The following is a 26,272-nucleotide window of genomic DNA, read 5'->3' as shown; positions in this document are numbered from 1 at the left end:
GAAGCTACTCAATCAGCCCACCTCCATGTTAGTACAAATGTTCTAACCATGTCTGCGGGCGCTCCACAGGTCAGCGCAGACCCATGGCATGACGGGTCTCGACCATTCCCTCATTGAACCCAGAGCCGCACTGGGTCTCCATCGCGAAACGCCGCCGTGGCAGAACGTGACTCAACGCGACGGCCACCGGCGTGCGCCCTTGGGGCCGACGTTGCAAACATGGAGCGCGACCGCATGACCACACTGCTACGACCGATCTCCTGAGCTGTGGGCCCGCGGCGGCAAAGCTATTCAGCCACGTGGGATGCCTGTGCCGGCGCGCTACTGGAAGCACCCGCTACAGGCATAGGCATATGCCTGGTCTCAACCGCCGCTGCTGATGGGTTCGTAGAGCAGGCCGTGTTTACGGCGCATGAGCGACTCGATCGATTCCGCAAGGACGGTGTCGTGGATCAGCAGGCCGAGCTCGATGTTGGCGTTCTCCGCACTCCAGGAAAAGTTTGCGCTGGTCAGCAACGTCAGAGTGTGATCGACGACGATGAACTTGGCGTGACTGACGAGCGGTTTCGTCGCGCCGGGGACGGTCAGGGTCCGCAGCACGGTGGCTTTCGGGAGGTGCGCCGCCACGGCCGCGGGGGATCCGGCGGTCGCGTCGAGGTAGACGGTGACGGCAATACCGGGGCGGGTCGTTGCGGCGTGCAGGGATCGCCACATCGCGGAGCTCGGGGTGAAGTTGTAGCTGGAGCAGGTGATCGACATGCGGGCGTCGTCGATGATGCGTTGGGCTTCGCTGGTGAGGCGGCCGATGGTGGCGTGTGGGCCGGGCATGGTCCAGACCGGGGTGATCGCGGTCTGGACCGATCGGGCGCCGGCGATGGCGCGCAGCACGGCGACGGACGCTTTCCGCTGGTCCGGGCCGATGCCCGCTGCGGCGAGCAGCTGTCTCGCCTCGCTGCGGCGAGAGGCGTGGATCTCTTTCAGGGCCTGGGTGGTGGTTGCTCCGGCGTGCAGGAGCGTGGCGAGGCGGCTGGCTTCGTAGGCGGTGAGATAGGCGCCGAGCGCCTCGTGAGGGTCAGTAGCCATCGACGGAGCCGAAGAAGCCGGGTACTCGCTCGTCGTCGATGGTGGGCAGGGTGAGCAGGAAACGTCGGTCGAGGAATCGGTTGGCGCGTTCGCAGGAGGTCTCGGAAGCAAAGCTGCAGCAGTGGCAAGCCGCGCCGTGCAGGAAGTCTTCGCCGTGGCGTGGGGTTCGCTGGCCGCACACCGGATCGGACGAACACCTGGCGGCCCGCTGCAACGCGTCGGCGACGAGGCCGCGGAGCCGTTCGGGTTGGCTGAGCGCCACAAGACCGCCGAGCGTGCCGTCACTGTCGGAAGAGGTGGTGCAGATGAGCAGACCGGCGGCGGCCGGGCGGTCGGGGGTAGCAGGCCAGGCGTAGAGGCGTTCGCTGAGGCTGGCGGCGCCGTAGCCGCAGGACATGGCCATCTCACGGATGAGGATGTGCGAGAGAGTGTGGATCAGCCAGTAGCGCGGTGCGGGAAACCGGGTGTCCGGGTCGATGTCGGCGGCGGTGGCGGAGAACCGGCGGGAAAAGTTGTGCCTGTGTGCCTGCCGGTGGGCTTTCCACAGACCGGTGTTCACGATCTTGGTCTCCCAGTCGGCGACCTTGTTCTCATCCAGTTGCAGGAAGATGCCTTCGCCGCGGTCCTCGGTTGCCGGGACCCAGGTGGGACGGCCGTCGCGAGTGAGTTTCACCAGCCGGGTCGCCAGATCGTTGACCCGATCCATCTCGTCGATGCGGGTGAACCCGAGGACCGCGTTGACCTTCTTCATCCGGTTGACGGCGATGACCCGGTGGATCTGGTCCGGCAGGTCAGGGCTGGTCGCTGTTTCGGTGACCATGAGGCCACTGGCGTCCTGCTGCTGCGCGAACAGCGCAGGTTTCTGCAGGTAGCCCCATTCCGGGACCAGCAGTTCCACCGGATCCCACTGACGCAGCTTCTCCTTGCGCTCCTCCTCCGACGGCGGCGGCGCGAGCGCCTCGGCCGCCGCGGCGAGCAGTTCCTCGTCGGTGACATCGGTGAGGTCGCACTTGTGGGCGTTGAGCAAGGATCGGAGGATCTTCGCCACAGAGCCGTAGTCGGTCAGTTCTTCCTCGGTGAGCAGCGTGCGCATTCGGGTGGCGAGGGCGGTCTTGTCCTGTTCGGCGGTACGCGGCATGACGATGATCGACTGGGTGGAGGCAAACCACAGGTTCGACGCGCCCATCATCATCAGCGTGGTCGGCTGCTGGTCGCAGCTGCTGTCGAAGGCGTTCAGGTGCGGGTGCCGGCCCCGGCAGCCGGGCAGTTTCCGCTTGCCAGCCGCGCCTTGGGCTTCGCTCATGCTGCGCCGTTGCCGGCAGCGTTCGCAGACGATGACCGCGCCGGCGCCCTGGCCGATGTTGCTGTCGATCAGTTTCAGGTCCGGCTGCGGCGCTGCCGGGCATGGCTTGCCGCGATGTGCCCACAGGGCGTACGGGAACTCGTCGAGGTGGCCGTTGACGCAAGCCAGCAGGTAGCGGGCGGGCACTGCCGGGCTGCGCCGGGTCTTGCCCTTCGTTCCCGGGGTCTTGTTCTTGTTCAGGCCGCGGCCGGGGCAGCTGACGTGCTCGAAGGTGGCCAGGTCGGGCCGGAACGGATGCGTGTTGGTGTAACTGAATCGCGACAGCGGTCCCAGGTAGTCGCAGCCGGTGCAGCGCAGCCATTGCGGGAACACCCGGGCCGGGATGCCGAGGTCAGAGCCCTCCTGCGACATCGCCCGGGCCTTCGGCTGCCACGGGAACGGCCGCAACTGCTGCACCCGCGGCCCGAGATGCAGCTGCACGACCTTCAGCAGCCGGGGCTCCTCAATGACCGGAATGGTTTCCCGGCGCCGCCAGATCGGTTCCCAGTCGTCGAGGCCGGCCGGCATGACCGAGAACTGAGGCAGGTCCATGATCGAGCCGACGCCGAAGGTGTAGAGCAGTGATGACGGCCGGGCCGAACCGACTTTCGCCCGGTTCTTGACCTGCGCGTCCTCGCTCTCGGCCAACGGGTCCATCGGCTCCGACGACTCGAAGATCATCCGGTCGGGGTCGTCGACGGCGGTCACGCGTCATCTCCTTCAGGCAGCTCCCAGCCCGGCGCGTTGTCGGGTTCGACGACGACCAACCGGTCCGGCAGCGGACTCACCAACAGGTTGATCTCCGGCTGCACCTCGCGCATCGAATGCGCCACCACGAACGGAGCCCGATCCGGCTGCGCCTGATGCGCTTTGGCGTTCTCCGGGCTGATCAGCAACGGCAGATACGCATCGTTGTCCCCGGTCCGCTCGTACACCAGTGTCTTGTGCAGCTTCGCCGCGTACTTCCCGCGCGCGTTCCACTGGTCAAGACGGTTGATGAGCCGCTCGTACGCCTGCCCCATCAGCTCGTCCATCTGCGCGGCCGGTTTGATCCGGTCATACAGCCGGCCGATCAGCGCGTGGAGAGCGGCCTCCTCGTCCCGGACCCGCCAGGCGCCGCGTTCCGGGGACAGCCCGTCGGCGCGGTGGGCTTGAATCACCCGGGCCGCGCTGACCAGCACCGCGTCGATCCCCCGGTCGAGGGCAGTCGGCGAGAACGGCGTGACCGACAGAGCTTCCACCTGGGAGTAGAACGTCTCGTGGTAGTGCCGGAACTGCTCGTAATGCGCAAGGTCGCGAGGGCGTGCCCAGTTCCCCAGAGACACAACCAGACCGGGCCGTTTCACGTCCCGGCCAACCCGGGAGGACGCCTGGATGTATTCGGCGGTGTTCTTCGGCTGACCGACGACCAGCATCAGGCCTAGCCGCTGCACGTCGACGCCGACCTGCAGCATCGAGGTGGCCAACACCACGTCGAACGGGTCGGCCTTCGGCCGATCGGTCTTCTCCCCCGCCGCCTGCTGCTCGATCCTGCGGCGCATCGCCGCGGTGGTGGCGTAGTCCGGGTCGAACTCCAGCGACAGGTTGTCCAGGGTGCGACCGATGTCCACCGACGCGATCCGGGACGTGAGCTCCCCGGTGACCAGACGACCATACGAGCCGACACGCCGGGGGAAACCCGATCCTGGGCGGGGCTGACGGACCCGGTTCTGCACGTCGTCGGCGACATAACGGGCCATACCGGCCAGTTCCCGGGTGGCATTGAAATAGCCCACCAGCGTCATGTACGGGTCGGCGGCAGCTCCGCTGCGGTCGAACAGCAGCTGCCCGGCCTGCAGCAACACTTCGGCGACTCGAATCTCCGCGCTGGACAGACGTACGCCCTGGGCACTGACCCCGATATACCGGCGGCCAGGGGTATCCGGGCCGATCGGCACCTCTTGGGAGAAGTACGTGTCGGCCACGTCCAGCACCTGGGGCGGGAAGATCTCCACACCCCGCCCGTACAGGCCGCGAACCTGATCCTCAGCTCGGCGCACTGTGGCGGTCGATGCCACGATCATCGGTCGGACCGGGACACCGTCCGCGGTCTCCCACGACGCGAGCGTCTCGACAGCTACCTCGAACAACCCGACAGCGGTGCCGAGGGCGCCGGTGATCAGATGCAACTCGTCCTGAATGATCAGATCCGGCGGCCGTAGCCGGCCGATCGGCCGGACTGTCGCCGCGGGGAGACCGGGTTCGGCCTTGTGCCCGGTGGTGATGTCGCAGCCAGCGTAGTCGGGGTGCACGTAGCCGTGTCGGCCGCAGTAGCGGCCGACGTAGCCGAATAGTGATGCCGCCTCGCCTTCTCGGGCCAGCCGGGCGAACTTGTCGACGGTAGCGATGACGAATGCCGGTGGCATCCGGTAGATCTCCTCGTCGACCGTCAGCATCGGCAGGCCTTCGTCGACCTCGCCGCCCTGCGCGAACGGGCACCGGCCGAGGTCGTCGCCGCAAAACACCAGCACCCGCCGGGTCGCCTTGATCGGCTTGACGTTCGCGGCGCTGATCGGGCTACCGCACCACGGGCACCGCTGCACCTGCAACACCGTCAGCCGGTGCCCGCCGTACGCGTGCGCCTTTCGTAGTTGCTCGTCAGCCTCGTCCCACCGTTTCGGGCTCACATCTGTGCCGACCCACAGCCCGATCCGGAACGGTGTACTCCCCCACGTCGCCACATCACGGCGGCGTGCCAGCTCAGCAGCACACACCAGTGCGGTGGCACGCTGGAACTGCTGCGCGGTCAGCAGCCGCAGCGTGTACCGCATCAACACGGCCACCCCGTCACGGCCATCCAACGGACCGTCCGACGACGACACCACCTGCTGCCGGCGCCGCATCGCGAACGTGTACGCGGCCAGCCCCAGATACGCCTCGGTCTTACCACCACCGGTCGGGAAGAACAGCAACTCAACCCGGGCCAGGTCACCGCTGCGGAACTCCGCGGTCGGGTTGGTCAACGCCGGCAACTGCATCAGGATGAACGCAAGCTGGAACGGCCGCCACGCCGACGGCTCCATCCTCTCGTCCTCGTCCACCAGATCCTTGGCGGCATCGAACGACAGGTTCGGATCGGAGCTGCGCTTCGCCGAGATTTGAGAGTGAATCCGCTGGTCCCGCATCACCTCGTTCATAAACCGGAAGCATGCGAAAGCCTCGGGATCGGCGACGACGTGTTCGAGGCCGTCCGCGAGTCGCTGCCGCACAGCCCGAGCTTCCTCGATGACCTCATCGGCCAACTCCCGCAGGTGCTCCGGGAGGCCAGCGGCCGTCTGCGATTGCCCCCCTTTGCCGTCCAGCCAGTCCGCATATCCGTCCACCAGCGGGCGAAGCCCTTCACGAACCTGCTCCGGATTTGCCTTGGCGAGCTCGTCCATCCCGAGCAGCGCGCCCTTGACGGACCGTGCCCGGGTCTGCGGCGTCTCCGCCACCGGCAACCAGGTCGTCCACACCGCGGTGGCCCGCCGGGCCCCATCCTCGGCCTTCCAATCCACCGAGCAGGTACGGCCGACCGCGAACTCCAGCCGATTGCGGTACTGCAAATACAGCCGCGCCACCTCGTCGTCCTGCTCCGGCCACTCATGCTCCAGCACGTCACGCACCGGCAGGAATACCGCCGCACCACCGGCGTCGACGTGCAGCTTCGTCTGGAACAGCCACTCGTTCACCGGAATCGTCGGCGGCGTCTCCCGATCATTGACCAACGCGATCTCGATCAACAGCCGACCCCGCGGCGCATCGTCGTAGGCATCAATCCGCAGACAGATATCACCACTCAACAGCCGGGTGTATGTCCGCCCAGGCGTCAAATCCGACACCGCGATCTTCTCGACGATCCCCACCGGAGTTCGTCGATACCGGCGCACCGGCCGACCCCGCTTGTCGACCTCATCGGTCTTCACACTCTCGTAGGTGCCCCACGACGCCGTCACCGTGAACTCAGCCAGACCATTCGGCACCTGGAACCGCAACCCCATCGACGACGGGATCATCAACCCCTGCTTCGGCGCCTTGTCATCGACGTCGTCTTCCTCACCGTCAATGTCGGCACCGTCAGCGGCCTCCGCCGGAATCCCCCGCTGAGCATGTCCCGCCGCCGCATCCGACCGGACACCCACCAACCCGTACCCGTCCTCGGACCCGTCGGGGTCAGCCTCCGGCTCTGTCAACTTCACCGGCGCGATGTGCCCCACCAGGTACAACTGCCGCGGACTCACCGGCAGTAACTCCTCCGGCCCACCAGCCGGCCCAAGAATCTCCCGCTCGATGATGTCGACAAGGTTCTCCCGAACCGTGAACGACGCACCGTCCGGCTCGAACGCCAACTGAAATCCTGGCACCGGCTCCGTCACAGCAGCGTCCCCTGATCCTCGTTTACAACCGGCCGGCGGCTACTTCCTCGCGTATTTCTCGTCGCAGCCTTCTCAGGCTTTGCCGTCTTTCCCTGAGCCGCTGCGCGACGCAGGTTTTCCGCCAGCAAGCGATCCAAGATATCCACCCGCGCCACCGGGCTAACCGTCCACCGGGTCATCTGACGGTACGTGTGAAAGCCGTGATCCAACTCGATGTCCGTCCAGCCGTACGCGGCCATTACCGCTTCATCCAACTGGACATGCAACTGGCGGATATATGCGATGTCCAGATCGCTGCCATCGTCCAGCCCGGGATCGTTCACCAAGTTGTACAGTCTAGTGATTCCCAGCTCACGGCTCAGCATTATGTTACGGCGCTCTCGATCTAAGCGCCCACCAATGTCATCGAGCTGCGGAGTCGCTGCTGGTCGCGGGAAGGTCATAAAAACATCAGACGGTGAATAGTTGACGTCAGCCCGCATCGTGGAGCCGTATTTGATCGCCCACATCTGGTGCGCGGTGGAGGACAGCACTGCTTGGTCTGCGAACGAGCTGGTTGCGAAAACTGCCAACTTGTGACTGAACACCTGTCCGGTCGGAACCCTGACAGGCATTACCGACTTGCTAACCAAGGCGATTACGAGCACCTCGTGTAGATCCGCGATGGCCCGTCTAACGCCGGTGCCGACACGGCCAAAGCGCCACCAGTTCTCTCGCCGATCCTTCGCGGGGTTGTTCGCGCGTTCCGGTTGCACAAGACGCCGGACTCGGTCGAAGGGCTCGGCGTACAAGGCTGCCCGTTGCTCAGTCCAGTCGTTGAAGTCGATGACCCAGCGTGAGGGTGAGTTGTCCGGCCGGGAGTTCAGATCCTCGCCGTTGAGGTACGGGTACAGCACGTCACGGTTCCGTTCGTCGGCCGCGATGAAGGCTTGCGCGTCCTCGGGTTCAAGAACGAAGCCCATCCCCAAGACGTAACAGCCGATAAAGGCGAGTTCTTCGTTCTCCTTCAACTGAACAGGGGGTCCGGCGACCTGTCCTTCGGCTTCGAGAAGGGTCGAGATGCGCGGCACGAGGACGTCGTCCGCGACTCGATGCGCCTCGTCCGCGACCGGGCCGCGGCTGCCCCAAACTGCTGCGTACTCAAGGTGGGCGCTCGCAGACGGCCATGAGGCGCTCTGGATGGCTCGGGTGATCGTGAATCCGTCGGCGACAGTTCGGTCAAGGCCGACTTGGCGGGTGTCGCCCTGGGCCACGGTGTTGGTGGCGATCACGCCGAGCGTTCCGGTGCTGCGTAGCAGGGTGGCAGCGCGCAGCAGGAAGTAGGCGACCAAGTCGGCGCTGCCTCGGGTGCCGCCGGCGACCTGGTTGACGAACCAGTCGCGGATGTTGGTGCCCATGGCGCCGGTGAGTTTCTGGCCGCCTAGGAAGGGCGGGTTGCCGATGATGGCGTCGAAGCCGCCGTGGTCGACGACCACGTCGGGAACTTCGAGGACCCAGTGCAGCGGTTTCCAACGCTCATAGTCGGTGGCGACCGTCGGCTTCAGGCCAGCCTCAATGATTTCCTCAAGCGGGGTGGAGTCGGCTTCGTCCGTACCTCTGGGGAACGCTACACGGACAGCCTCGGCTAGGTTCTCGAAGCTCTCATCAAGGGCTCCGCCGGGTTTTCCGCCGTGCCGGAGGCCGGCGGCAATGACGCCGTCGGCGGCCTTGGTGAGCATTGCCGTGGTGGTGTGCTGTTGGTCGAGGAGACGGCGTTTCGCGCTGGCGCTGCGTTGAGGGTCGTTCTCCTTGACTTCGCTGGCAAGTTCGCGGCGGATGGCCACGGCCGAGTCGATAATGCTCTTGATGTTGACGATGCCGGTCAGTGGTGCTTGCCGGTAGGTGGGTGCGTCGATGTGGAGTTGTTCGAGTTGGCGGAGGTTCGTGAGGCCGAGCAGAGTGTTGCCGTGCAGGATCTTGTCGTCGACGAAGGAGAATGGGAGGTCCCGGTCGAGGGAGACCAGCCAGAGGGAGAGTTTGCACATTTCGACGGCCATCGGGTTGATGTCGGCGCCGTAGAGGCATCGGGCGACGACTTCGCGGATGGCGTGCTGCTTGAGGTCGCGGTGGCCGGCTTGGATTGAGCCGTACTGGTCCCACGCTTCGACGAGCTTGTCAGCAAGGTAGCGAGCGGCGGCGACCAGGAAGGCTCCGGAGCCGGCGGCGATGTCGGCGACCTTGAGATTCAAAATCTCGTAGCCCTGGCGGATCTGCCATTCTTTACGGTTGGGCGTCTGGTGGGGACCCGGGGAGTAGCAGAGCGGTTCAAGGGCGTGCCGGGCGACTCGTTCGGCGAGGTCCTTGGGTGTGTAGTGGGCACCGGCGTTCTTGCGGGATGGGGTTTCAGTCACGAGCAGTCCGTCGGTGAGGATCACGGTTGGTCGGCCCCGGAGGTCTGGTCGGGTGACGGTGGCCCACCGTCGTAGCCGGTCGCGGAGTTCCTCGTCGTCGGTGACGGCACGCAGGTGGCGGTCGGCGTCCTCGCCGGGAGTGGTGGTGAGGAGTTTTGTGAGAGCGTTGGCGCTGGGTGCGACGGCTCCGGGCTGGTGCTCCTTGAGCCACGCGATGATCGCCTTCGCGAGGGCGGCCGGTGTGCCGTGCTGCTCGGCGAGCTGTTCGAGGAGGGTGAGGGAGACTTCGGGTTCGGAGCCGGCGGTGCCGACCAGCCCCAGGTGGATCTCGTCGACGCGGGTGCAGGTGTAGCCGAGTAGGCCTTCGTAGATGTAGCCGATCTGTTCGACGTCGATGTCGCGGAACGAGATGCGGCGGGCGTCGCCGCCCTTGAGCTGGGCGATTTGCACGGAGCGCAGGACGTGCAGCATGACCCGGTCGGAGACTGGCAGGGCCAGGGTGCTGTTCTCGTTCGAGGCGGTCAGGAACGGGTGCCGGTCGGGGTCGAACAGCGAACCGCCGTAGGCGGGCATTCGCATGTTCTCGAAGCTGGCACCGCGGTAGAGCGCTTGGCTGGTGGCGAGCAGCCGGTGCCAGGTGAGGTAGGTGCTGTCCAGGGACTCTTCGCCGTCGCCGATGTTGCGGTGTTCGAGGGCGTCCAGGTCGCCGCTGATGCCGTACCCCTGAAGGAACAGCTCGCTCTGCGGCAGCAGGCCGCGTTCCTCGGCGAAGAGCAGGAAGACGACGCGCATCATGACCGTGACCGCGGCGGAGTAGGTTTCGTGCGGGTCGGCCGGCAGCGGATCGGGCAGGCCCCTGCGCCGGTGGTCGGTGGAGACCTCGTCGAAGGCCTGGATCAGGAGTTCGACGGCGCGGCGGACCTGCGCGCCGAGAGCTTCGGTGATCTCCTCGGCGGCGGCGACGGACTCCTCGAACAGTTTCGGGAGGCGTTCGTTCGGGTCGCCGCCGATGATGTATTGCCGGGCGATGACGGTGAGGAACGCGTTGCGGGTCAGCGGCTCTTCGACCCAGGTCTGGGCGTCGACGATGCCGGAGGCGACCATCGCGTCCGGGCGGGCGCATACCAGGGCCCACCAGCGCCCGTCGGTGACGATGCCGATGGTGACGCCGGAGGCGCGCAGCATCGCCTCCATGCGGTCGATGGCGGTGGCGGCCCAGCCGTCGGTGCCGGTGGCGTGCAGGCTGTCGGTCTTGTCGACGACGCTGATCAGCGCCCCGATCCCGTTCGGGCCGCGTAGCGACCCGTCCGGGACAACCGCCAGCCTGCGGTCCGGTGAGTACCCGGTCACGCCTGGCGCGGACTCGGGGCCCCAGGCCAACAGCTCGCGCCAGCCGACCACGTCACGCAGCACGGCCTGCACCCAGACGTCACGGGCGTCGGCATACTTCGCCTGACGAGTTTGGTCCTCGGGTTCGATGTCGAGGGCTTCCCAGGCGTGGTCGAACGCCGGTTTGGCCTGCCGCAGCGCGTCGAGCCGGTCCGGGCCGAGGGCGGGGATGCCTTGCGGCCACACGCGCTTCAATGGCGGGATGGCAAGGAACGGGCCGTCGGTCTCGACGAGTTCCAGCCATGCCCGGTGCAGTTCGGCAGCAGTCTTCGGGCGGAAGGTACGGGCGGGGGGCATCAGCGTGCTCCTCCTCGCTGGGCGTCGGCCGGGGTGAGCGCGAAGACGACCGCGGCGGCGGTGGTATGGGGCTTGATGTCGCGGTAGCGCTCGGTGATCGCCGCGATCTCGCGGGTCTCCTCGTCGCCGAGTTCGTCCAGGCGGCGGCGCATCGCTTCCATGTCCCTCTGTCGTTGCCGCTGCTGGTCGTCGGGCAGCAGGGTGGCCGCCTCCTGCGCCTCCTTGGCAGCCAGGGCGTCCAGTGATTCGTTCAGGTTGCGGCGGAACGCGGCGAAGATCTCGTGTGCCCGGTTGACGTCCGCCTGTTCCCGCTTGGTCAGCTGGTCGCTGACGCGCTGCTGCCGGGTCTCGGCGCGGCGGCTCATCGAGTCGAACAGCCGGGCCCGCAACGGGGAATCCGGTTCGTTCCATTCCTGGACCAGGCCGTCGCGGACGTCAGTGGCGGCCAGGGTCAGGTTGCCGGCGTCGAGGGCCTGGTCCAGGAGGTGTTCGGCGCGTTCCTCGGCGATCGCGCGGCGGCCCCGCAGTCGTACGCCGGCCAAGAAGATCTCCTCGTGCAGCCGTAGGCCGCCGCGGCCGACCAGCACCATGCGGGTGACGGCGGCGACGAACGACTCCTCCAGATCGTCGACGACGACGGCGGTGACCCGGTGCAGCGGGGCGTCGGCGCTCCACAGCGACCGGCGCAGCAGGCGTTGGGCTTTCTTGACCAGCGGGTGCCCGAGGTGTACGTAGACGACGTCCTTGCCGCCGGCGGCGGCCTGGTCGTTGAAGGTGATCGGCCGCCACACGCCGGGCTTCGAGCGAGTATCCAGACCTCTCAGCGTCGACTGCCAGGCCGGGCCGAGTGCCGGCACCACGTAGACGCCGTCGTCGGCGGGGTGGTCGCCGGAGACGGCCAAGGGCGGCTGGTGGCTGATCCGCAGTGCGGTGTCCACCACCCGGCGCAGGTTGTCCGGTTCCAGGTGCAGTTGGGCCTTGCTCTCGGCGTACCCCTGCTCGAGTTGGGTGAGCTGGCTGTTGAGGTCCATGCCGCCGGCCAAGGCGCGGGTGATGACGGCGTTGCCGTCGAGGGCGACCTTCTTGCCGCGGCGCGTGGTGGTCGCACGGGTGAAGTGGTCCTGGATCTCCTCGGCGATCACCTGGTTGACCGAGCCGAGGTCCCGGGCGACCGTCACGACCTTCCGCGCGATCCGGCCCATGAACTGCATGTCCGCGGCATAGATCGTCGCCGACCGGTCCGGCATGAACTGGTACACCAGAGGCGTCTGCTGCTGGCCGTACCGGTCGATGCGGCCGATCCGCTGCTCCAGCCGCGACGGGTTGAACGGGATGTCGAGGTTGATCAGCCGGTGGCAGTAGTCCTGAAGGTCGATGCCCTCACCGGCCGCGTCGGTGGCCAGCAGCACCCGGACCGGGTTACGTGCGGGGTCGGTGGTGAAGTGCTCGCGGATCAGCTCCCGTTCCTCGGTCGGGGTTTGGCCCTGGATCACTTCCAGGACGTCGCCGTAATCCTGCTGCACCAGGACCCGCTGGACCCATTCGAGGGTGTGCGCGTACTCGGTGAAGATTACGACCCGCTCGTTGGACCAGAAGCCTGACGGCCGGCAGATCGCCTCCAGCTCGCTGACCAGCTTCTCGAGCCTGGAGTCCGGGCGGCTCGCAAACCCGAGGCCCCATTCTGCCAGCTGCTCCAGCTCGCCGGTTCCGGCCGCCACCAGCGGGTCGCTGGATTTGCTGTTACGCAGGACGGTCGCCTCGTCCTGCTCCCAGAGGCCTTCTTCCTCGTCGGATTGGCCTTCGCCGAGGATGTCGTCGTAGTCCCAGTCCGATGGCTCCTGTCCTACCGCGCGGGCTTCGAGGTACGACTGCAAGGTCATGCCGAACGCCCACGGGCTGGACAGGAACCTCTTCTTGAACAGCATCGCGGTGATGTCGCCGGACGGCCCGGTCCGGTTCGCTTTCGCGCTGTCCGTCAGGATCCGGTCGAGCAGCGAGAACATCTCCTGTTCCTCGGCGCTGGGCGTGAACGCGATGCCTTTCAGCTCCCGGGGCCGGAAGTTCTTGTACGCCAGCGCCGGATCCGACTTCAGCCGGCGAACCGTCACCTCTTTCAGCGCCTTCTCGTCCAGGATCGCGCCGCGGCTGAAGCGGCGTGAGTCGATCATCTCCATCAGCGCGGTGAACGACTCCGGGTGCCCGTTGTGCGGGGTCGCGCTGAGGAACAGCCGATGCTCGCACTTGTCCGCCAGCTCCCGCACCGCGATCGTGCGCTGCGTGTCGACCGCGTACCCGCGTCCGCCGCCGATCGCTGACGGGCTGGCCGGCGCCACATGGTGCGCCTCGTCCACGATCATGATGTCGAACGCGTACCGCCGGGCCGTCTTCGTGCTCGCGGCCTGCGCGTACACGTCGCGCAGCATCCGCTGGGCCCGCACGCTCGGCAGCCACGCCATACTCACGATCACCCGCGGGAACAGTTGGAACGGGTTCGCGTGCAGCCCATACCGACGCCGAACCTCGCGCATCATGTCGCTGTTGATGATGGTGAAGTCAAGGCCGAACTTGTCGCGCATCTCGTCCTGCCACTTCAGCGCGAGGCTGGGCGGGCAGACCACGACCGCGGTCCGCGCCCGGTGCCGCAGCAGCAACTCCTGAACCACCAGACCGGCCTCGATCGTCTTGCCGAGGCCAACGTCGTCGGCCAGCAGCAGGTTGGTACGAGGAGACGACAACGCTCGCCGCAGCGGTTCCAGCTGGTATGCCTCGACCGCGACGCCGGAGTGGAAAGGCGCTTGCACACTGCGGTCGTCGGCGGAGGTGACGGCTCCCCATCGCATCGCGTCGACAAACCCGGCGAGGGTGTTCGGGTCATCGAAGGCGTCCCGGTTGATTTGCGTGGGGAGGCCTTGGGCGGGGGTGACCGTGTGGCCGACTTCCAGTTCCCAGACGACCGTCAGTTCCTCGCCGAGGCGATCTTCGTCCAGGGCTTGCAGGGTGACGGCGTGGTTCAGGGTTGCGACCGCCTCATCGGCGGGGCTGCGCGGTAGTCCTTGCTTCTCGACCTTCGCTACCGCCCAGGTCGAGCCACGAACCTCCACCACCTGGCCCGGTTCCGGCACGGGGCTCCGCGGATTTCCCGGAGTCATCGACGACGTGTCCACCGCTGCCATAGCCACCGTCGAACATTAACGGATCGTGCCTCATCCCCTTACATGGAGTCTCATCCGACTCGGAGTGGAGACAGGCTTGACCATGTCCGTTTAATAAACTTTTGCCGGATAGGGTGGGTCACTCGTGCGCCGATACGGGAACCAACGAAAGCGGCCCACCGGTTCCGGGGAGGGCTCGTCCGGTATTCCGGGCGGCCTACCCGTCTGCGGAATGGGCTGTGTTCAGCGGCTATGCGGGATCGACCTTGACGAGGGTTCCGGAGGTCTCGTCTTTGACGTAGGTGCGCTTGGCGTTCTTGGCGAGCTTCTGCTCAACCGCCGATTGCAGGTCAACGCCGGTCATTTCAGCCAGTGACATGACGTAGATGGCGATGTCGGCGAGTTCTTCGCCGAGGTTGTCGCGAGTGCGGCGCCATGCGTCGAAGGCCTCGGCGACCTCGCCTTGCAGGAGGCAGAACTCTAGGGGCACTTCGCTGGTGTTGAAACCCTTGGCCAGCTTGTTTTCCCAGGTCAGCTTCTGGGCGGACCTGATCTCCAAGGTGTGCCTCCGGAGGTCAGCGGGCTACAGCCGGGGAATCTTATCGGGCTCGGGCGGCGCGGGTAACCCGCTGCCGGCGTGTCAGGCGTCCTCGTCTGGGTGATCGGACGTGATGAGCAGGACATCTGCCATGGTGCGGACGGCTCGGAAGAGTTCGTCGTAGCGGTGGCAGACCAGCGCTATCTCGTCGGGCGCGGGGAGTTGTTCGCCGCGGGCAGCGAGTCGCCTGCGGATCACGGTGGCGGGTGCGGTGACGTGGACGAAGATGCCGTTTCGGGACACGACACGTCTGACCAGGGTCGCCATGTGCTGGTAGGTGAGCCGGGTTCGACCGCGATACAGCGGTCCGTAGAAGAGTTCGCTGAGGAAGCATCGATCGAAGACGAGCCAGCCGGTTCGGTCGAGAAAGCAGTTGTAGGTGGTACGAGGTCGATGCCCGGCGGGGTGAGCGTCGAATGAATGAGCGCGGCGTTGGTGTACCGGACGGTGGCCTCAGCGAGGGTGGTTGCACCGGCGCCGTCGCAGCCTTCGAACACAATGGTGTCGTGGCGGGTAGCGGGTGGCCGGAGCGCACCGGGCCCGGCGCCTCGCGTTCTCTCTGCGCGGAACCTCGAGCCGGCTCGGCTAGGGTCGTCGGCATACGACGGGGCACCCCACGGTGGGGCGGATCCCGTTCGATTCTTCCAACCGGGCTTGTCCACGGGGAAGGCGCCCAATAGCAGGAGGAATGCCTGTGAGCTTCGCAAACCCTCGCGACCTCGGCAGACCGGACGGATCCAGCATCACAACGGTGAGGTACATCCCGCACGCTGACAACGGCGTGCTGCGTGACGCGTTATACGAGGTGTGGGGGCTTAAGTGCTACCTCTGTGGGCGGCCGAAGCTGTTCCAGGACATCCAGATCGACCATTTGATCGCGCACACCATCGCTGCCGCCGATTTTCGGGTGCTCAGGTATGAACACGGTCTGCCTGAACACTTCGATCTCCATGCGCCGGCGAATCTCGCTCCGGCGTGTTCCGATTGCAACCGACGCAAGGGTTTCCACGTTCTCGGAGCCGGCCTGCTCGGCATCCACCTTCGTGAGGCCGCCAAACGTGAGGCCGCGGTAACCGCGATGGTCCGGGGGTTGGCCACTACGCAGTCGATCGGTCGTGCCCTACGTACGCTACGCAACCTGGATCTCAACGACTCCGCGGCCAGGACCGCATTCGAGCAGCATGCGCCCGGGGTAGTGCAACAGCTGGCGCTGTTGGACGAGAGCAAGGCGGACTTCCTCGTCACCCGGGCCCTCAACATCGTCCCCGGCATCGCGACTGGCCTCCAGCGCCCCGACGTCGCGGTCGACATCGTTCTCGATGCACGTGGGCGTGCCGCCGAGGCCACTGTCGAGAAGGTCGGCGGCTGCACGCTGGAGACGGTCCTCGGCGCCGCCGTCGATGATCTGGGCCGGCAGATTCATCGCCACGCCTGCACCAGTCTTGAGGATCCCGAGGTCGAAACCGTCTCTCCCAACGAACAGGCTTCCTGGACCGGATCGTCGCGGGTGGCGGATCTGGACTGCATCGAGTTCCGCGTGATCGTCGAAGCGATCACCATCGAACGTGACGCGGCGATGCTGTACGCCGGTTTCACCGGTCGTTTCCGGTGCGGGTTCCGAGGATCGGTGCTGCGATGCGCCGACGATCCCGCGACCGCCGAGTCGTGGAACGGAGAGGTCGGCATGGACGGCCGATTCCGCGTCACCGGAGGCTGGGATCTGACCGATTCACCGGGGACCCCGCAAGCCCGGACCGCTGAGATCCTCGGCTGGGATCACTTCAAGGCCATTCTCTGGACGTTTCGACACAGGCCGACGCAATCGCGGACGGCGGACGGGACCTCGACGTGCGGGGACAGCCAGCTGACGCGTTGCACGAGTCAGTAAAGCGGCAATGGCCCGCCCGAATCGGGGCCGCCGCACGCAGACATCTCAGCGACCGGCCGATCGCCTCGCCGCAACCAGCATGTCGCGTTCCGGCCCAGGCAGGCCCCTGGCCGATGTCCCCGCCAAGGTGTGGCCGGGTAATCACGGTCGGTGCGGATGGTTCCGGCGCCGTACATGCCGGGACCATCCGGGCCATGCTCGTCAAAGACCGGCAACGGATCCTTGAACTGCCGGGTGGAAAAGGCCCGCTCGAACTCGCCCACCACGATCGCGTCGAATGGCCACCCCGGTTCGGCGACCGTGGCCAACAGGGCAGCCGCCTGCGGCCGCCGCGACCATGGCAGACTGCGCGAAGCATCCGGCGTCGAAGTAGCTGGAGACGATCACGCCATGACCGGCGATCAGGTGCAGGGCGCTGTCACGCTGCCAGCCCCTCGACGACAGATCATCCTGATACTCGACGGTCGACATCCGGCCGTAGAACGCGAACCGCAACAACCCGACCGGCGCTGCCTCCGGATGGCCACGCACCCGGGAGGACGTCGGCGTGGTGCTCAGCCAGGTAGACATCAGATCTGTGGCATCGACGGGCGACGTCATCGCGACCACCTCATCCGGTTCGAATGTAGGTGTGACCGTGACGTCTACGGTCGGTTACGCGACATCGACGGCGATCACCTGATGGAGCGACTACGTTGATCAGCCGCCGAGGTCGTGCTTGAGCCTGCGGATGGCGACGGACGGCGAGGGCTGCGAAACGTGGCGGGCGGCAACATCGAGGGCGAAGAGCCACTAACGGGCGAGGGCGGCGGGATACTTCAGCTCGCGCGCCGAGGCGGGCCTCTCCGACCGGATCACCGTCCGCGAAGGCGACTACTACCAGGACCACTTCGGCACCGACGTCGACGCCGTCCTGCTGCCCAACATCCTGCACCAGGAAAGTCCCATCGCCTGCACCGACATCCTGAGCCGCGCCCGTACCGCACTGGCACTCGGCGGCCAAGTCCTCGTACGCGGACACGTTCTCGAGCCAAGCTGCCGCGCCCGTCTTCATCACCCTGCACAACCTGTCGGCGCTCGTGCTGTGGGACGGCGGCGGAAGCCAGACCTCAGACGAACTGACAGCCCTGATTTAGCAGGCCGGACTGACAAGTGAGGTGATCAAAGCCCCGGAACAATCGGCGAAGCTCATCATCGGCTACCTGAAGCACGACTCCGCGCCCGGGGAGTATGCGCAGACCCGCCGATAACCCGCAGCCGACACGTCGGCTGGTCTGGTGTCGCAACCGGACCCGTTACAACACCGGGAACGGTTCGAGTGAACCTGCTACTTGGGCAGCCTCAAGTCGTAAAGACGGATGCCTGCCACGAACGGACGGCCCGAAGCGACGTCACCGGACGACAAGATCACGAAGGCCTTCGGGGTCACCCGCAGCCACGTAGCGGAAGCTCTGCGGAGGCTGAAACGGTGCCTGCTCGCGAAGGTGCCTCAGGGGCAGGGGCTCGTTGAGCCGGTTGACCGCAGTGACGTGCAGCAGGTGGGCATTGACGGCACCGTCGAGGTACTCGTTGTATTCATCACGGCCAAGGCCAAACTCGTGGTGAAAGCGACGCCAGCCGTCGTCCGGTGGGCAGACGGTGATGTGCGCGAGCCTCGCTGTGCCGACCACGGCCATCTGCGGGGAGCTGGCGTAGAGGATGATCGCGGTGCCCGGTGCGGCGTTCACCGGCCGGCGGCGGATCTCGATGGTCTTTGTGCCGGCCAGAATGGCGGCGGCGAAACGAGGACGCAGCGAAAGCAGCAGTGTCCGCTGGGCAGGCATCAGGATCGGCCTTCCTGGTAGAGGGCAGCGAACATGGCCGCGGGGATGTGGGTGGGTTGTTGTGGTGCATTGCCCGGTCGGCCGTGTTCTGTCGCGATGCGGCGGAGGGCGTGTCGAGGGACAGCGCGTGGGAAGATTTCGGTGTTGGTGAACCGCAGGGCCTGTGCGATGCCTTCGCGAGCTGCTTGCTGCACGGTGTTGCGGTCCCAGACGCCGAGATGCTGGAACCGGTCGTAGAGCTCGTCGACCGGCGCGGTGACGACTGCGTCGAGTTGGGAGCACGCGATGATGCCGGCAGGCTGCTGAGTGATATGCCCGCCCTCGCTCATGTACCAGAGCAGCCGCGCTGGTGCTTGCGGCCTGGTGCCGCCTGGGCTGCGGTAGTAAACGTGTTCGCGGCTGAGACCGAGGACTTCATGACGGGGCAGAATGCTGCCAGGGACACCGAGAAGCTGCGTCGAGTAGGACTGCTGGATGGGGATGAGGTACGTCGGAAGTTCGCTGTCGGTAATCTTGGCCGGCCACCAGATTCGTTCGAGTTCGGCGGCAGCGACGGTAGGCATACCAGATCTTAACGGGACGGGCTCGGGTATTCCGGCCACCCTGGCGGCTGAATTCGCCACGCGCTCCACGTCGGATGCCGGACCGACGAAGTCGATGACGTAGCAGAAGAAGCCGTCGTCGGATTCGTGAAACCCGTCGTTCATCGCCGCGAGCCGAATCTGGGAGGAAAGGTGGGAATCCGCGATTCGGATAACGGCCAGCCTGCTCTGGCGTGCCTGCTGACGCAGCCGGAAGAGCAGCTGTCTCGCGAGGGTGTCGGCCAGCGGCCGGTTCGCCACCCGCAGCAACGGCACTCGGAGCACCCCGGCTTCATCGAGCGTGGCGTACGCGGCGACGAGATCGCCTGTCGGCTGATAGATCCCGAACCGCTGCGCGCGGCTGAGGGCGAGACTTTTCAGCGAGGCCTGTAGGTCCTTCGGTCGCTCGTTGGTGGTGCTGTTGCGCAACGCCTCAACGCTCTGATTCTCCCCACTGCGAAGGCGCCGTTCGACATAGCCGGTGTCCTGCAGGCTGGCGGGTCGGTACGCCTCGGCGTGCGCCAACTCGTCGATGTGAACGACAACATCGGCCGGCCGCAGAATGCGTAGCCCATGCCGCTCGGCGACGCTCCCGTAGATGCGGGTCAACTCACGGTCATTGGTCACCAGGACGTTCAGCCCAGCGGCGATCGCGTCGGCGACGTGGTGAAGGTCAAGCCAATCTCGCCCGTCCTTTGGATCTCGAGGATCGAGCGGCCGGGTATGTTGCCGCAGTTCGTCGACGATCCTGCCGCGCAGGCCATGATCGGAACGTACGGTCGGGAAGCTTTGCGCCCGGTCGGTGCACCGGGCCCGCAGATCACTGTCCATGCGGTCGATTTCGGTGTTCAACGCCGCTGTACGCACGATCTCCAGCAAGCCCACGAGATGCGGCGCGAGAAGCGCTTGTGACTCGTCAGCATTGGTCCGACCGTCCTCAGTCAGATCGCGGAGCACGTTCATGTCGATCGCTGCGCGTACCAGGACGGTCTCAGCGTCCGCGGACAGCAGGTTGGGATGGCCGTGATCACGCCACCAGTCGATAAGCGGCTCCCCCGACGTGCTCCGGCCCGGCCGCTCACCGCGCTGAGAAAAGTCGAGACTGATCCACATCTCACCAAGCCCGTAGTCCCGTCGGCAGCGTGCCGCGATCCCGAGATGGTCGTGGTGACGATGGCTGATCTCCTCGACGAGCAGCCGCGCAATGCCCTGACCGCGCCAAACCGGATCGACACACAGATGACTGAGCCGCACACGACGGCGAGCCAGTGCATACAGCGCATAGCCCACCACCAGATCATCGCAATAGGCCAGCAACAGCACACCCTTGTCGGCCGCACTGTCATAGGCGGAGAACGGCATGTGCCCGAGCGTTGAGCGAGCCGCATTCCCCAGCTGGATCGCCGCCCCGATGGCATCGCGGTCCTGCGAGTCAGGCCTTCCTAATCTGATCGATTCGGAGATTCCGTCATCCTGCTTCGCCGACATGTACGCAGTGTGCACGATCCATTGTACTCAGTGAAGACATTGAGGTCCTCGGAGTTACGTTCCCGGTATCGGTACTCAGCAGCATTGATGGCTCTACCGCTACCCGAACATACCTCCGGCGGACGGACACCACGACAGCAACCAGCCTCTGCCGCAGCGTCCACCAGCGTCGCTCTATTCGACATCCTCCTCTGACAATGCGAGTGGATACCGTGCAGTCGCTGGAGACCGACAAGCGCCAACGGTGAGCAGCGCCAGCCCCGGGCCGGAGCGGTGAGGACATGGTGGCCGTCAAACTCGGTCAAGGACGAGGAGCGGCCGGGCCACGTCCCGTATAGGCCGTCAAACGGTCCGGAGCGGCACCCGCGGTCCGGCCTCCGCGGGTTCACCCGGGCCGCTGCATCTTCAGGGCATCTGGTGCGGGCGGGGATCGCCTATCACTCCCCACCCGCACCATTGCCCCTACTCTTCCTGCTCCGATAAAGCCAACGGGTGCGGCTCTCCGGTCAGACCGGCCAGTGCCGTAGCCACCTCCTGCAAGGTCGCCTTCACGTAGCGGGCCGTCGTGCCGGTGTCGTTAGGTGACTCGGCATGCCCGGCATAAGCCAAGGCGACGCCGTAGCCGTACACCCGCTCCACCCACGTCAACGTGGTATGCCGCAGCCAGTGCGCCGACACCCCCTGCGAAGCCACCCACGGCAGGTCACAGGCGATCCGTTTGAACAGGCCGTCATAACGGCGCGCACCGATCGGACGCCCATCCCGATAGCGCACCAACCGCTGATCCGGGGCAGCGCTGCGCTGATCGACATGGTGCAGCAGGAACGTCATCAGCGTCGGCGACACCGGCTGCCACCGAAACGTCCCACCCTTCTCCCGCAACATGACCAGGCACTGCTGCACGTCCAAGTCCATGGGGCGCAACCCGAGCAACCCACCACGTCGGCACGCCGTCTCGATGTGGAAACGGACGATCAACGCGTCCAGCTCCGGATCCCGGCCACCCGCTGCCGCCACCACCAGCTCGCTGAGTCGCTCGTCCGGCAACGCGATCCGCTGCGAGGTCGGCCGGCGCGGCTTGGCCACCTTCCGCGCCGGATCATCGGCGTCTGCGATCAGCCGATCCGCGACCGCCCGCCGATACACACACCGCAACGCAGCGATCACATGCTCACCGGTACTCGACCCGCCCCGCGAGTTACGCCGCTGGACCGCCTCACCCTGCAACTGACGCATCAGCGTCTCGATCTCGGTGGGCGTGACCTCGTCCAGGCGCCGCTCACCCCACCGGTCGACGACCTTGTGCAGATAGTTGCCGTACGTGCGCCGCGCGCCGTCCCCGACCGCGGCAAGCACCACCGGGACGTACTCGGCGAACGTCGGCACCTGCGACGGCGAACCCGGAGCCTGCAAGAGGTCCTCGGCGGTGATGCCCATCTGATCCAGCAGCGTCCGCGCCGCCTCGACGACCTCTGGCCGCACCCGCGCCGACGTCACGACTCACCGCCCAGCACCGCCACGTGTACCGGCAGCGACCATCGATCCAGCTGCACCATCGGATGCACCACCAGCCGGCGCGGCTCCAGCAGCGCGGCCAGCAGCACCCGTTCCTTCAACCCGATACCGACTGCACGGCGCAGACCGACCGGTAGCCGCAGGCACCCGCGGCCGCAGACCGCCTGGCCGCCGGCGTCGTCGGCGTCGATCACGATCACTCCATGCGCGGCGGTGAAGGTCACCCGCTGCCCGGCCTCCCAGTCCAGCGCCGCCATGACCCTGGCATCAGAGATGCGGCCCTTGTCGTCCAGCGCGCACATCCCGAAGACCGCATCCCGGCGCGGAGGTGGCGGCGCCTCCGGCAACGGCAACGGGCTCCGGCTCGCCGCCGTCCGCCGGACCGATTCCCGGCGCTGGCCTTCGCGGTCCCCCTCCTTCATCCGCGGCACCAGCGCGGGTAGCGGAATGGCCCTCACCACGCCGATCGCCTACTACGGTCAGCGGCGCGAGACTGCCGCACCGATGCGACGAAATGCCTGCTCAAGCGCACTTGAACCCCTCATCATCAGATGAGGCACGGCTGCGACGCGTGGGGGTTCAATCCCCCCTCGGACACAATTATCGGCGGAAATTCACGCTATGCGTGGATTTCCGCCGTTTGTGTTCGGGTCTGGGTTGACGGCATCATATGCCGGTCGATCAGTCCGACCTTGCTGTTTTCGGCGTTTCCAGGCGCCACGACGCGGATCCTGGCAGCGTGACTACTTCCTTACGCAGGCTGCCTGACAGCTTGGTCCAGTCCGGCCACACCGAGCAACTGATCGGCGCGCTCATCCCGCCCGCGACACGACGACGGCCGAATACGTCCGCACCGATAGTGGTGCCTCGACTGCCTCAGGTCCGGCCGCCGGCAGGCGAGGATCCGCAGGCGCTTCGGCTCGACACGGCACGACCCGACCCTTCCGGGCGACTCTCGATCCGTTACCTGCTCCGGACTCTCGGATGGTCCGCCGGCGACCGCGTCGACCACACGGCGATCGGCGAGATCGTCGTCATCACCCGCTCCCCCACCGGCCGGGCGACAATCGGCTGCCGCGGCGAGCTCGTGATCCCGGCGGCCACCCGCACCCTCGCTGGCCTAGGCAACGGGCCGTTCCTGCTCGTGGCCGTGCCCGCGCAGAACATCCTGGTCGTCCACAGCGAAGCATCCGTCACCGGCCTGCTCACCGACTACTACGCACACCTGGAGGCCGTCGATGACGGCTGACCCGCAGCAGACCGCCCGCGCCATGCTCGCCAGATTCGGTCTCAACCTCACCGGACCGCCGACCCGCTCGCCAACCGTCCGCGAGTACCTGCCCCACGTCTACGCCGCAGCGAGCCCGGGCTGCACCAGAACCTACGGCACCTACTGGACCCGCATGGTCGAACTCTGGGGCGACCGCCGCGTCGACAGCATCCGCGCCACCGACGTCGAAGCACTCCAGCGCGACTGCATCGCCCACTCCACCCGCCGACGCCGCAACTACCGCGGCGGACGGCACGCAGGCGAGACCTGCAACGCCGCAGCCCGCGCCTTCTTCCGACGCGCCGAAGCCGACGGCCTCATCCCCACCGGCTCCAGCCCCGCACACCAAGTCCTCAAACCACGCCGCCTACCCACCACCAGACGCGCACTACTGCCCTGGGAAATGCAGGCCATCACCGAAGTAGCCCGAACCACCGGCAACGACGTCATCCTCGACAGCCTGATCCTGCGCCTGCACACCGAAACCGCCTGCCGCCGCGGCGGAGCACTCGGCCTTCGCCTGGCAGACCTCGACACCGCCAACGGCCTCGTCCTGCTCCGCGAAAAAGGCGACACCGTACGGTGGCAGCCCATCACCCTCAGCCTGGCCACCAGACTCGCCGAACACGCCCACACCCGCGGCGCCATCCTCGGCGAAGACACCCTGCTGCGCTACCGCAACCAGCAACCCATCAGCTCCCGCCGCTACGACCAGCTATGGAAACGCATCGGCGAACACCTACCCTGGGCCGCCGCCCAAGGCATCTCCACCCACTGGCTACGACACACCACCCTCACCTGGGTCGAACGCAACTTCAGCTACGGCATCGCCCGCGCCTACGCCGGCCACACCGACAACACCGGCCCCGCCACCACCACCTACATCAAAGCCGACCTCCACGCCGTCGCCACCGCCCTCGCCACCCTCACCGGCGAACCCCACCCACTCGCCCTCGACCCCAACGACCTCGGCTTCCTCACCTGACGCGGCAGCCACAGTGTTCAAGGCGACGCATCGCCGCCGACAGAACCGGCTAAACAGGCCGTACCAAAGGGCGCGGACCGGAACACCGAGGCAGCAGGTCAGCAAGCACGGCTGACCGGGCGCTAACTGCCGCTGGCGTCAGACCCGTGCCATCAGACTCCGTCGGCCAGCGGAGCGAGAGGCTCTGTCCGATAGGGGATTCTGGTCTTACGCTGACGGCAATCAGCCATCCACTGTCTCAGATGTGGAAGGGGCCTTCCCCCTTGATCTTGGACACTTGAACCTTGGATCGTGAGGTCCGGGGAGATCAGGAGTCCTGGAACACCATGGCGAACAAGCACTATCCGGCGCAGTTCAAGGCCGATGCGGTGGCGTTGTACCGGTCCCGGCCGGGTACGACGATCGCGCAGGTCGCCGATGATCTCGGCGTCAACCGGGAGACGTTGCGTAGCTGGGTCCGCGCCGACGACCGGCGTCGCGACGGGACCGGCCGGCCGGCAGCACCGGTCGCGACCGCGGAGGCGGGCTCGGTCGAGGCGGAGAACGCCGAGTTACGGCGGCGGGTGCGTGAGCTGGAGGAGGAACGCGACATCCTGCGCAAGGCGGCCCGGTATTTCGCCGGGGAGACGCGCTGGTGACCCGCTTCCAGTTCGTCGCCGACCACCAGCAACGCTACGGCGTGAAGCGGTTGTGCCAGATCCTCGGCGTGGCCCGGTCCAGCTACTACTACTGGCAGGCCGGCGCACCGGCCCGGGCGGCCCGGCAGGCCGCCGACACCATGCTGGCCGCCCAGATCCGGACGATCCACACCGCCGACACCACCTACGGAGCGCCGCGAATCACCGCCGAACTCCGTGACCAGGGCACACCGGTCAACCACAAGCGTGTCGAGCGGGTGATGCGCGGAATCGGCCTGCAAGGCCTACGGTTACGCCGCCGCCACCGCACCACCGTGCCGGATCCGGCCGCGGCTAAAGCGGCGGACCTGATCCGCCGCGACTTCACCGCCCCGGCCGTCAACCAGCGCTACGTCGGCGACATCACCTACCTACCGGTCGGTGACCGCGGGTTCCTCTACCTGGCCACCGTCATCGACCTGCACTCGCGCCGCCTCGCCGGCTGGGCGATCGCCGACCACATGCGCACCGAACTCGTCACCGACGCCCTGCACGCCGCCCAGCGCACCCGCGGCAGTCTGGACGGAGCGATCTTCCACAGCGATCACGGAGCCCAATACACCTCGAAAGACTTCGCCGCCGCCTGCAAGGCTGCCGGCGTCCGGCAATCCATGAGCAAGGTCGGCAGCTCCGCCGACAACGCCCTCGCCGAGTCGTTCAACGCCACCTTCAAACGCGAAACCCTGCAAGGCCGCCGCGCGTTCACCGACGAACACGACGCCCGACTCACCAGCTTCCGCTGGCTGCACCGCTACAACACCGTCCGCCGCCACTCCCGGCTCGGGCAGCAGTCGCCGATCACCTACGAGCGGACCACCGCAACATCAACTACGATCCCCCAAGCCGCATAAACCCCGCCGTGTCCAAGTTCCGGGGGTAAGGCCCGAAGATTCGTGGCTGAGATTGGTGCCGGGCTCCGTGATCGTCTTCGAGGGTCTGGACCGTGCCGGTAAAAGCACCCAGCTGGACATGCTGACCCAGGTCGTCGAGCCGGCTTCTGCGGATCTGGTTCACATGCCCTCGGGATCTACCCCGTTCACGCGAGGCGTCTATTCGCTGCTCGAGCACGAGGGACCTGTGTCGGGGCTTGCTCGGCAGCTGGCGCATCTCGCCTGCCACGCCGAGACCCACGACACGCTCGTTGCTGCGGCCGAGGTCAAAGCGCTGGTGCTGGATCGCTGGTGGTGGTCCACCGTTGCGTACGGCTGGTACGGCGGCGCGGTCCAGCGAGCGGGTCTCTCCGAGGCCGATTTCGCCGACTGATCGAGGTCGTATGGATGCCGATCACCGCGGCTGTGGTCTTCGTTTTCCTGGATCCCCACCGAGACGACGAGAACAACACTTGTCAAGCCCCGGGTTTGATGGAGAGTTGGTTAGCTGGTTTTCAGGGGTGCGGTGAC

The 26,272-nt window shown here is 66.5% G+C and carries 17 protein-coding genes and 1 pseudogene; 6 read left to right on the top strand and 12 right to left on the bottom strand.

Annotated elements, in window-relative coordinates:
• Positions 1–363 precede the first annotated feature (363 nt).
• The 7 genes from drmC to IEZ13_RS31605 all read right to left on the bottom strand — a co-directional run bounded on the left by drmC (position 364) and on the right by IEZ13_RS31605 (position 14,912).
• Positions 364–1,083 (bottom strand): DISARM system phospholipase D-like protein DrmC, encoded by a 720-nt coding sequence (gene drmC / locus IEZ13_RS31635; RefSeq protein WP_183223067.1) that lies wholly within the window; start codon positions 1,081–1,083, stop codon positions 364–366.
• Entirely contained in the window at positions 1,073–3,133 is a 2,061-nt protein-coding gene (gene drmB, locus IEZ13_RS31630; protein WP_229795307.1) for a DUF1998 domain-containing protein, read from the bottom strand. Before drmB ends, drmC begins: the two co-directional genes overlap by 11 nt.
• On the bottom strand, positions 3,130–6,792 hold the full coding sequence (drmA, locus tag IEZ13_RS31625; RefSeq protein WP_221245836.1) for a DISARM system helicase DrmA: 3,663 nt from the start codon (positions 6,790–6,792) through the stop codon (positions 3,130–3,132). The genes drmB and drmA overlap by 4 nt, the downstream gene beginning before the upstream one ends.
• A 23-nt stretch (positions 6,793–6,815) precedes the next feature.
• Complete coding sequence (locus IEZ13_RS31620) at positions 6,816–10,895, bottom strand: Eco57I restriction-modification methylase domain-containing protein (protein ID WP_183223065.1); 4,080 nt, start codon at positions 10,893–10,895, stop codon at positions 6,816–6,818.
• A complete protein-coding gene (gene drmD / locus IEZ13_RS31615) occupies positions 10,895–14,017 on the bottom strand; it encodes a DISARM system SNF2-like helicase DrmD (protein WP_229795306.1) in 3,123 nt (1,040 codons plus the stop codon). The genes IEZ13_RS31620 and drmD overlap by 1 nt, the downstream gene beginning before the upstream one ends.
• 280 nt (positions 14,018–14,297) lie before the next feature.
• Complete coding sequence (locus IEZ13_RS31610) at positions 14,298–14,606, bottom strand: MazG-like family protein (RefSeq protein WP_183223064.1); 309 nt, start codon at positions 14,604–14,606, stop codon at positions 14,298–14,300.
• Between the two features lie 81 nt (positions 14,607–14,687).
• Positions 14,688–14,912: a KTI12 family protein gene (locus IEZ13_RS31605; RefSeq protein ID WP_183223063.1), complete on the bottom strand. Its 225-nt coding sequence runs from the start codon at positions 14,910–14,912 to the stop codon at positions 14,688–14,690.
• 484 nt (positions 14,913–15,396) lie between these two features.
• Between IEZ13_RS31605 and IEZ13_RS31600 the strand changes: the two genes are divergently transcribed.
• Entirely contained in the window at positions 15,397–16,533 is a 1,137-nt protein-coding gene (locus tag IEZ13_RS31600) for an HNH endonuclease (protein WP_183223062.1), read from the top strand.
• Between the two features lie 201 nt (positions 16,534–16,734).
• On the opposite strand, the gene IEZ13_RS31595 is transcribed toward IEZ13_RS31600, so the two are convergent.
• Positions 16,735–17,133: a hypothetical protein gene (locus IEZ13_RS31595; RefSeq protein ID WP_183223061.1), complete on the bottom strand. Its 399-nt coding sequence runs from the start codon at positions 17,131–17,133 to the stop codon at positions 16,735–16,737.
• Between the two features lie 241 nt (positions 17,134–17,374).
• On the opposite strand from IEZ13_RS31595, the pseudogene IEZ13_RS47995 reads away from it, so the two are divergent.
• Positions 17,375–17,689: pseudogene (locus IEZ13_RS47995) on the top strand (methyltransferase); the annotation flags it as partial.
• 235 nt (positions 17,690–17,924) lie between these two features.
• Here IEZ13_RS47995 and IEZ13_RS31585 read toward each other — a convergent pair.
• The 4 genes from IEZ13_RS31585 to IEZ13_RS31570 all read right to left on the bottom strand — a co-directional run bounded on the left by IEZ13_RS31585 (position 17,925) and on the right by IEZ13_RS31570 (position 22,362).
• The gene (locus IEZ13_RS31585; protein WP_183223060.1) at positions 17,925–18,356 is read right to left on the bottom strand and encodes an ASCH domain-containing protein; all 432 of its coding nucleotides are present in this window, start codon (positions 18,354–18,356) and stop codon (positions 17,925–17,927) included.
• Positions 18,356–20,425, bottom strand: a complete 2,070-nt coding sequence (locus tag IEZ13_RS31580) for a GNAT family N-acetyltransferase (protein ID WP_183223059.1) — start codon at positions 20,423–20,425, stop codon at positions 18,356–18,358. The genes IEZ13_RS31585 and IEZ13_RS31580 overlap by 1 nt, the downstream gene beginning before the upstream one ends.
• A gap of 462 nt (positions 20,426–20,887) precedes the next feature.
• Complete coding sequence (locus IEZ13_RS31575; protein ID WP_229795305.1) at positions 20,888–21,922, bottom strand: tyrosine-type recombinase/integrase; 1,035 nt, start codon at positions 21,920–21,922, stop codon at positions 20,888–20,890.
• Entirely contained in the window at positions 21,919–22,362 is a 444-nt protein-coding gene (locus tag IEZ13_RS31570; RefSeq protein WP_183223058.1) for a hypothetical protein, read from the bottom strand. Before IEZ13_RS31570 ends, IEZ13_RS31575 begins: the two co-directional genes overlap by 4 nt.
• Positions 22,363–22,802: 440 nt before the next feature.
• Here IEZ13_RS31570 and IEZ13_RS31565 point away from each other — a divergent pair, with 440 nt between their 5' ends.
• From IEZ13_RS31565 to IEZ13_RS31550, 4 genes are all read left to right on the top strand, one after another.
• A complete protein-coding gene (locus IEZ13_RS31565) occupies positions 22,803–23,189 on the top strand; it encodes a hypothetical protein (RefSeq protein ID WP_183223057.1) in 387 nt (128 codons plus the stop codon).
• On the top strand, positions 23,179–24,195 hold the full coding sequence (locus tag IEZ13_RS31560; protein WP_183223056.1) for a tyrosine-type recombinase/integrase: 1,017 nt from the start codon (positions 23,179–23,181) through the stop codon (positions 24,193–24,195). Before IEZ13_RS31565 ends, IEZ13_RS31560 begins: the two co-directional genes overlap by 11 nt.
• A 326-nt stretch (positions 24,196–24,521) precedes the next feature.
• Positions 24,522–25,723, top strand: a protein-coding gene (locus IEZ13_RS31555; RefSeq protein WP_372441906.1) for an IS3 family transposase whose coding sequence is annotated in 2 segments (ribosomal slippage) — positions 24,522–24,813 and positions 24,813–25,723 — 1,203 coding nt in all. Because the reading frame shifts where the segments join, the coding sequence is not laid out codon by codon here.
• Positions 25,724–25,790: 67 nt separating this feature from the next.
• Positions 25,791–26,135 (top strand): nucleoside/nucleotide kinase family protein, encoded by a 345-nt coding sequence (locus IEZ13_RS31550; RefSeq protein WP_183223055.1) that lies wholly within the window; start codon positions 25,791–25,793, stop codon positions 26,133–26,135.
• Positions 26,136–26,272: the final 137 nt, after the last annotated feature.

Origin of the sequence: Actinoplanes campanulatus (genome assembly GCF_014647795.1) — a bacterium.
GTDB classification, from domain to species: domain Bacteria; phylum Actinomycetota; class Actinomycetes; order Mycobacteriales; family Micromonosporaceae; genus Actinoplanes; species Actinoplanes campanulatus.
Note: the sequence above shows the minus strand (reverse complement) of the source record. Positions and strands in the feature narration are given on the sequence as shown.

Excerpts from the sequence above, each read along its gene's own strand:
- IEZ13_RS31570 (WP_183223058.1), bottom strand. The coding sequence starts at position 22,362 with ATGAAGGAGGGGGACCGCGAAGGCCAGCGCCGGGAATCGGTCCGGCGG.
- IEZ13_RS31585 (WP_183223060.1), bottom strand. The coding sequence starts at position 18,356 with ATGCCTGCCCAGCGGACACTGCTGCTTTCGCTGCGTCCTCGTTTCGCC.
- drmC (WP_183223067.1), bottom strand. The coding sequence starts at position 1,083 with ATGGCTACTGACCCTCACGAGGCGCTCGGCGCCTATCTCACCGCCTAC.
- IEZ13_RS31560 (WP_183223056.1), top strand. The coding sequence starts at position 23,179 with ATGACGGCTGACCCGCAGCAGACCGCCCGCGCCATGCTCGCCAGATTC.
- IEZ13_RS31595 (WP_183223061.1), bottom strand. The coding sequence starts at position 17,133 with ATGACGTCGCCCGTCGATGCCACAGATCTGATGTCTACCTGGCTGAGC.
- IEZ13_RS31605 (WP_183223063.1), bottom strand. The coding sequence starts at position 14,912 with ATGGCGACCCTGGTCAGACGTGTCGTGTCCCGAAACGGCATCTTCGTC.
- IEZ13_RS31620 (WP_183223065.1), bottom strand. The coding sequence starts at position 10,895 with ATGCCCCCCGCCCGTACCTTCCGCCCGAAGACTGCTGCCGAACTGCAC.
- IEZ13_RS31580 (WP_183223059.1), bottom strand. The coding sequence starts at position 20,425 with ATGTCGGCGAAGCAGGATGACGGAATCTCCGAATCGATCAGATTAGGA.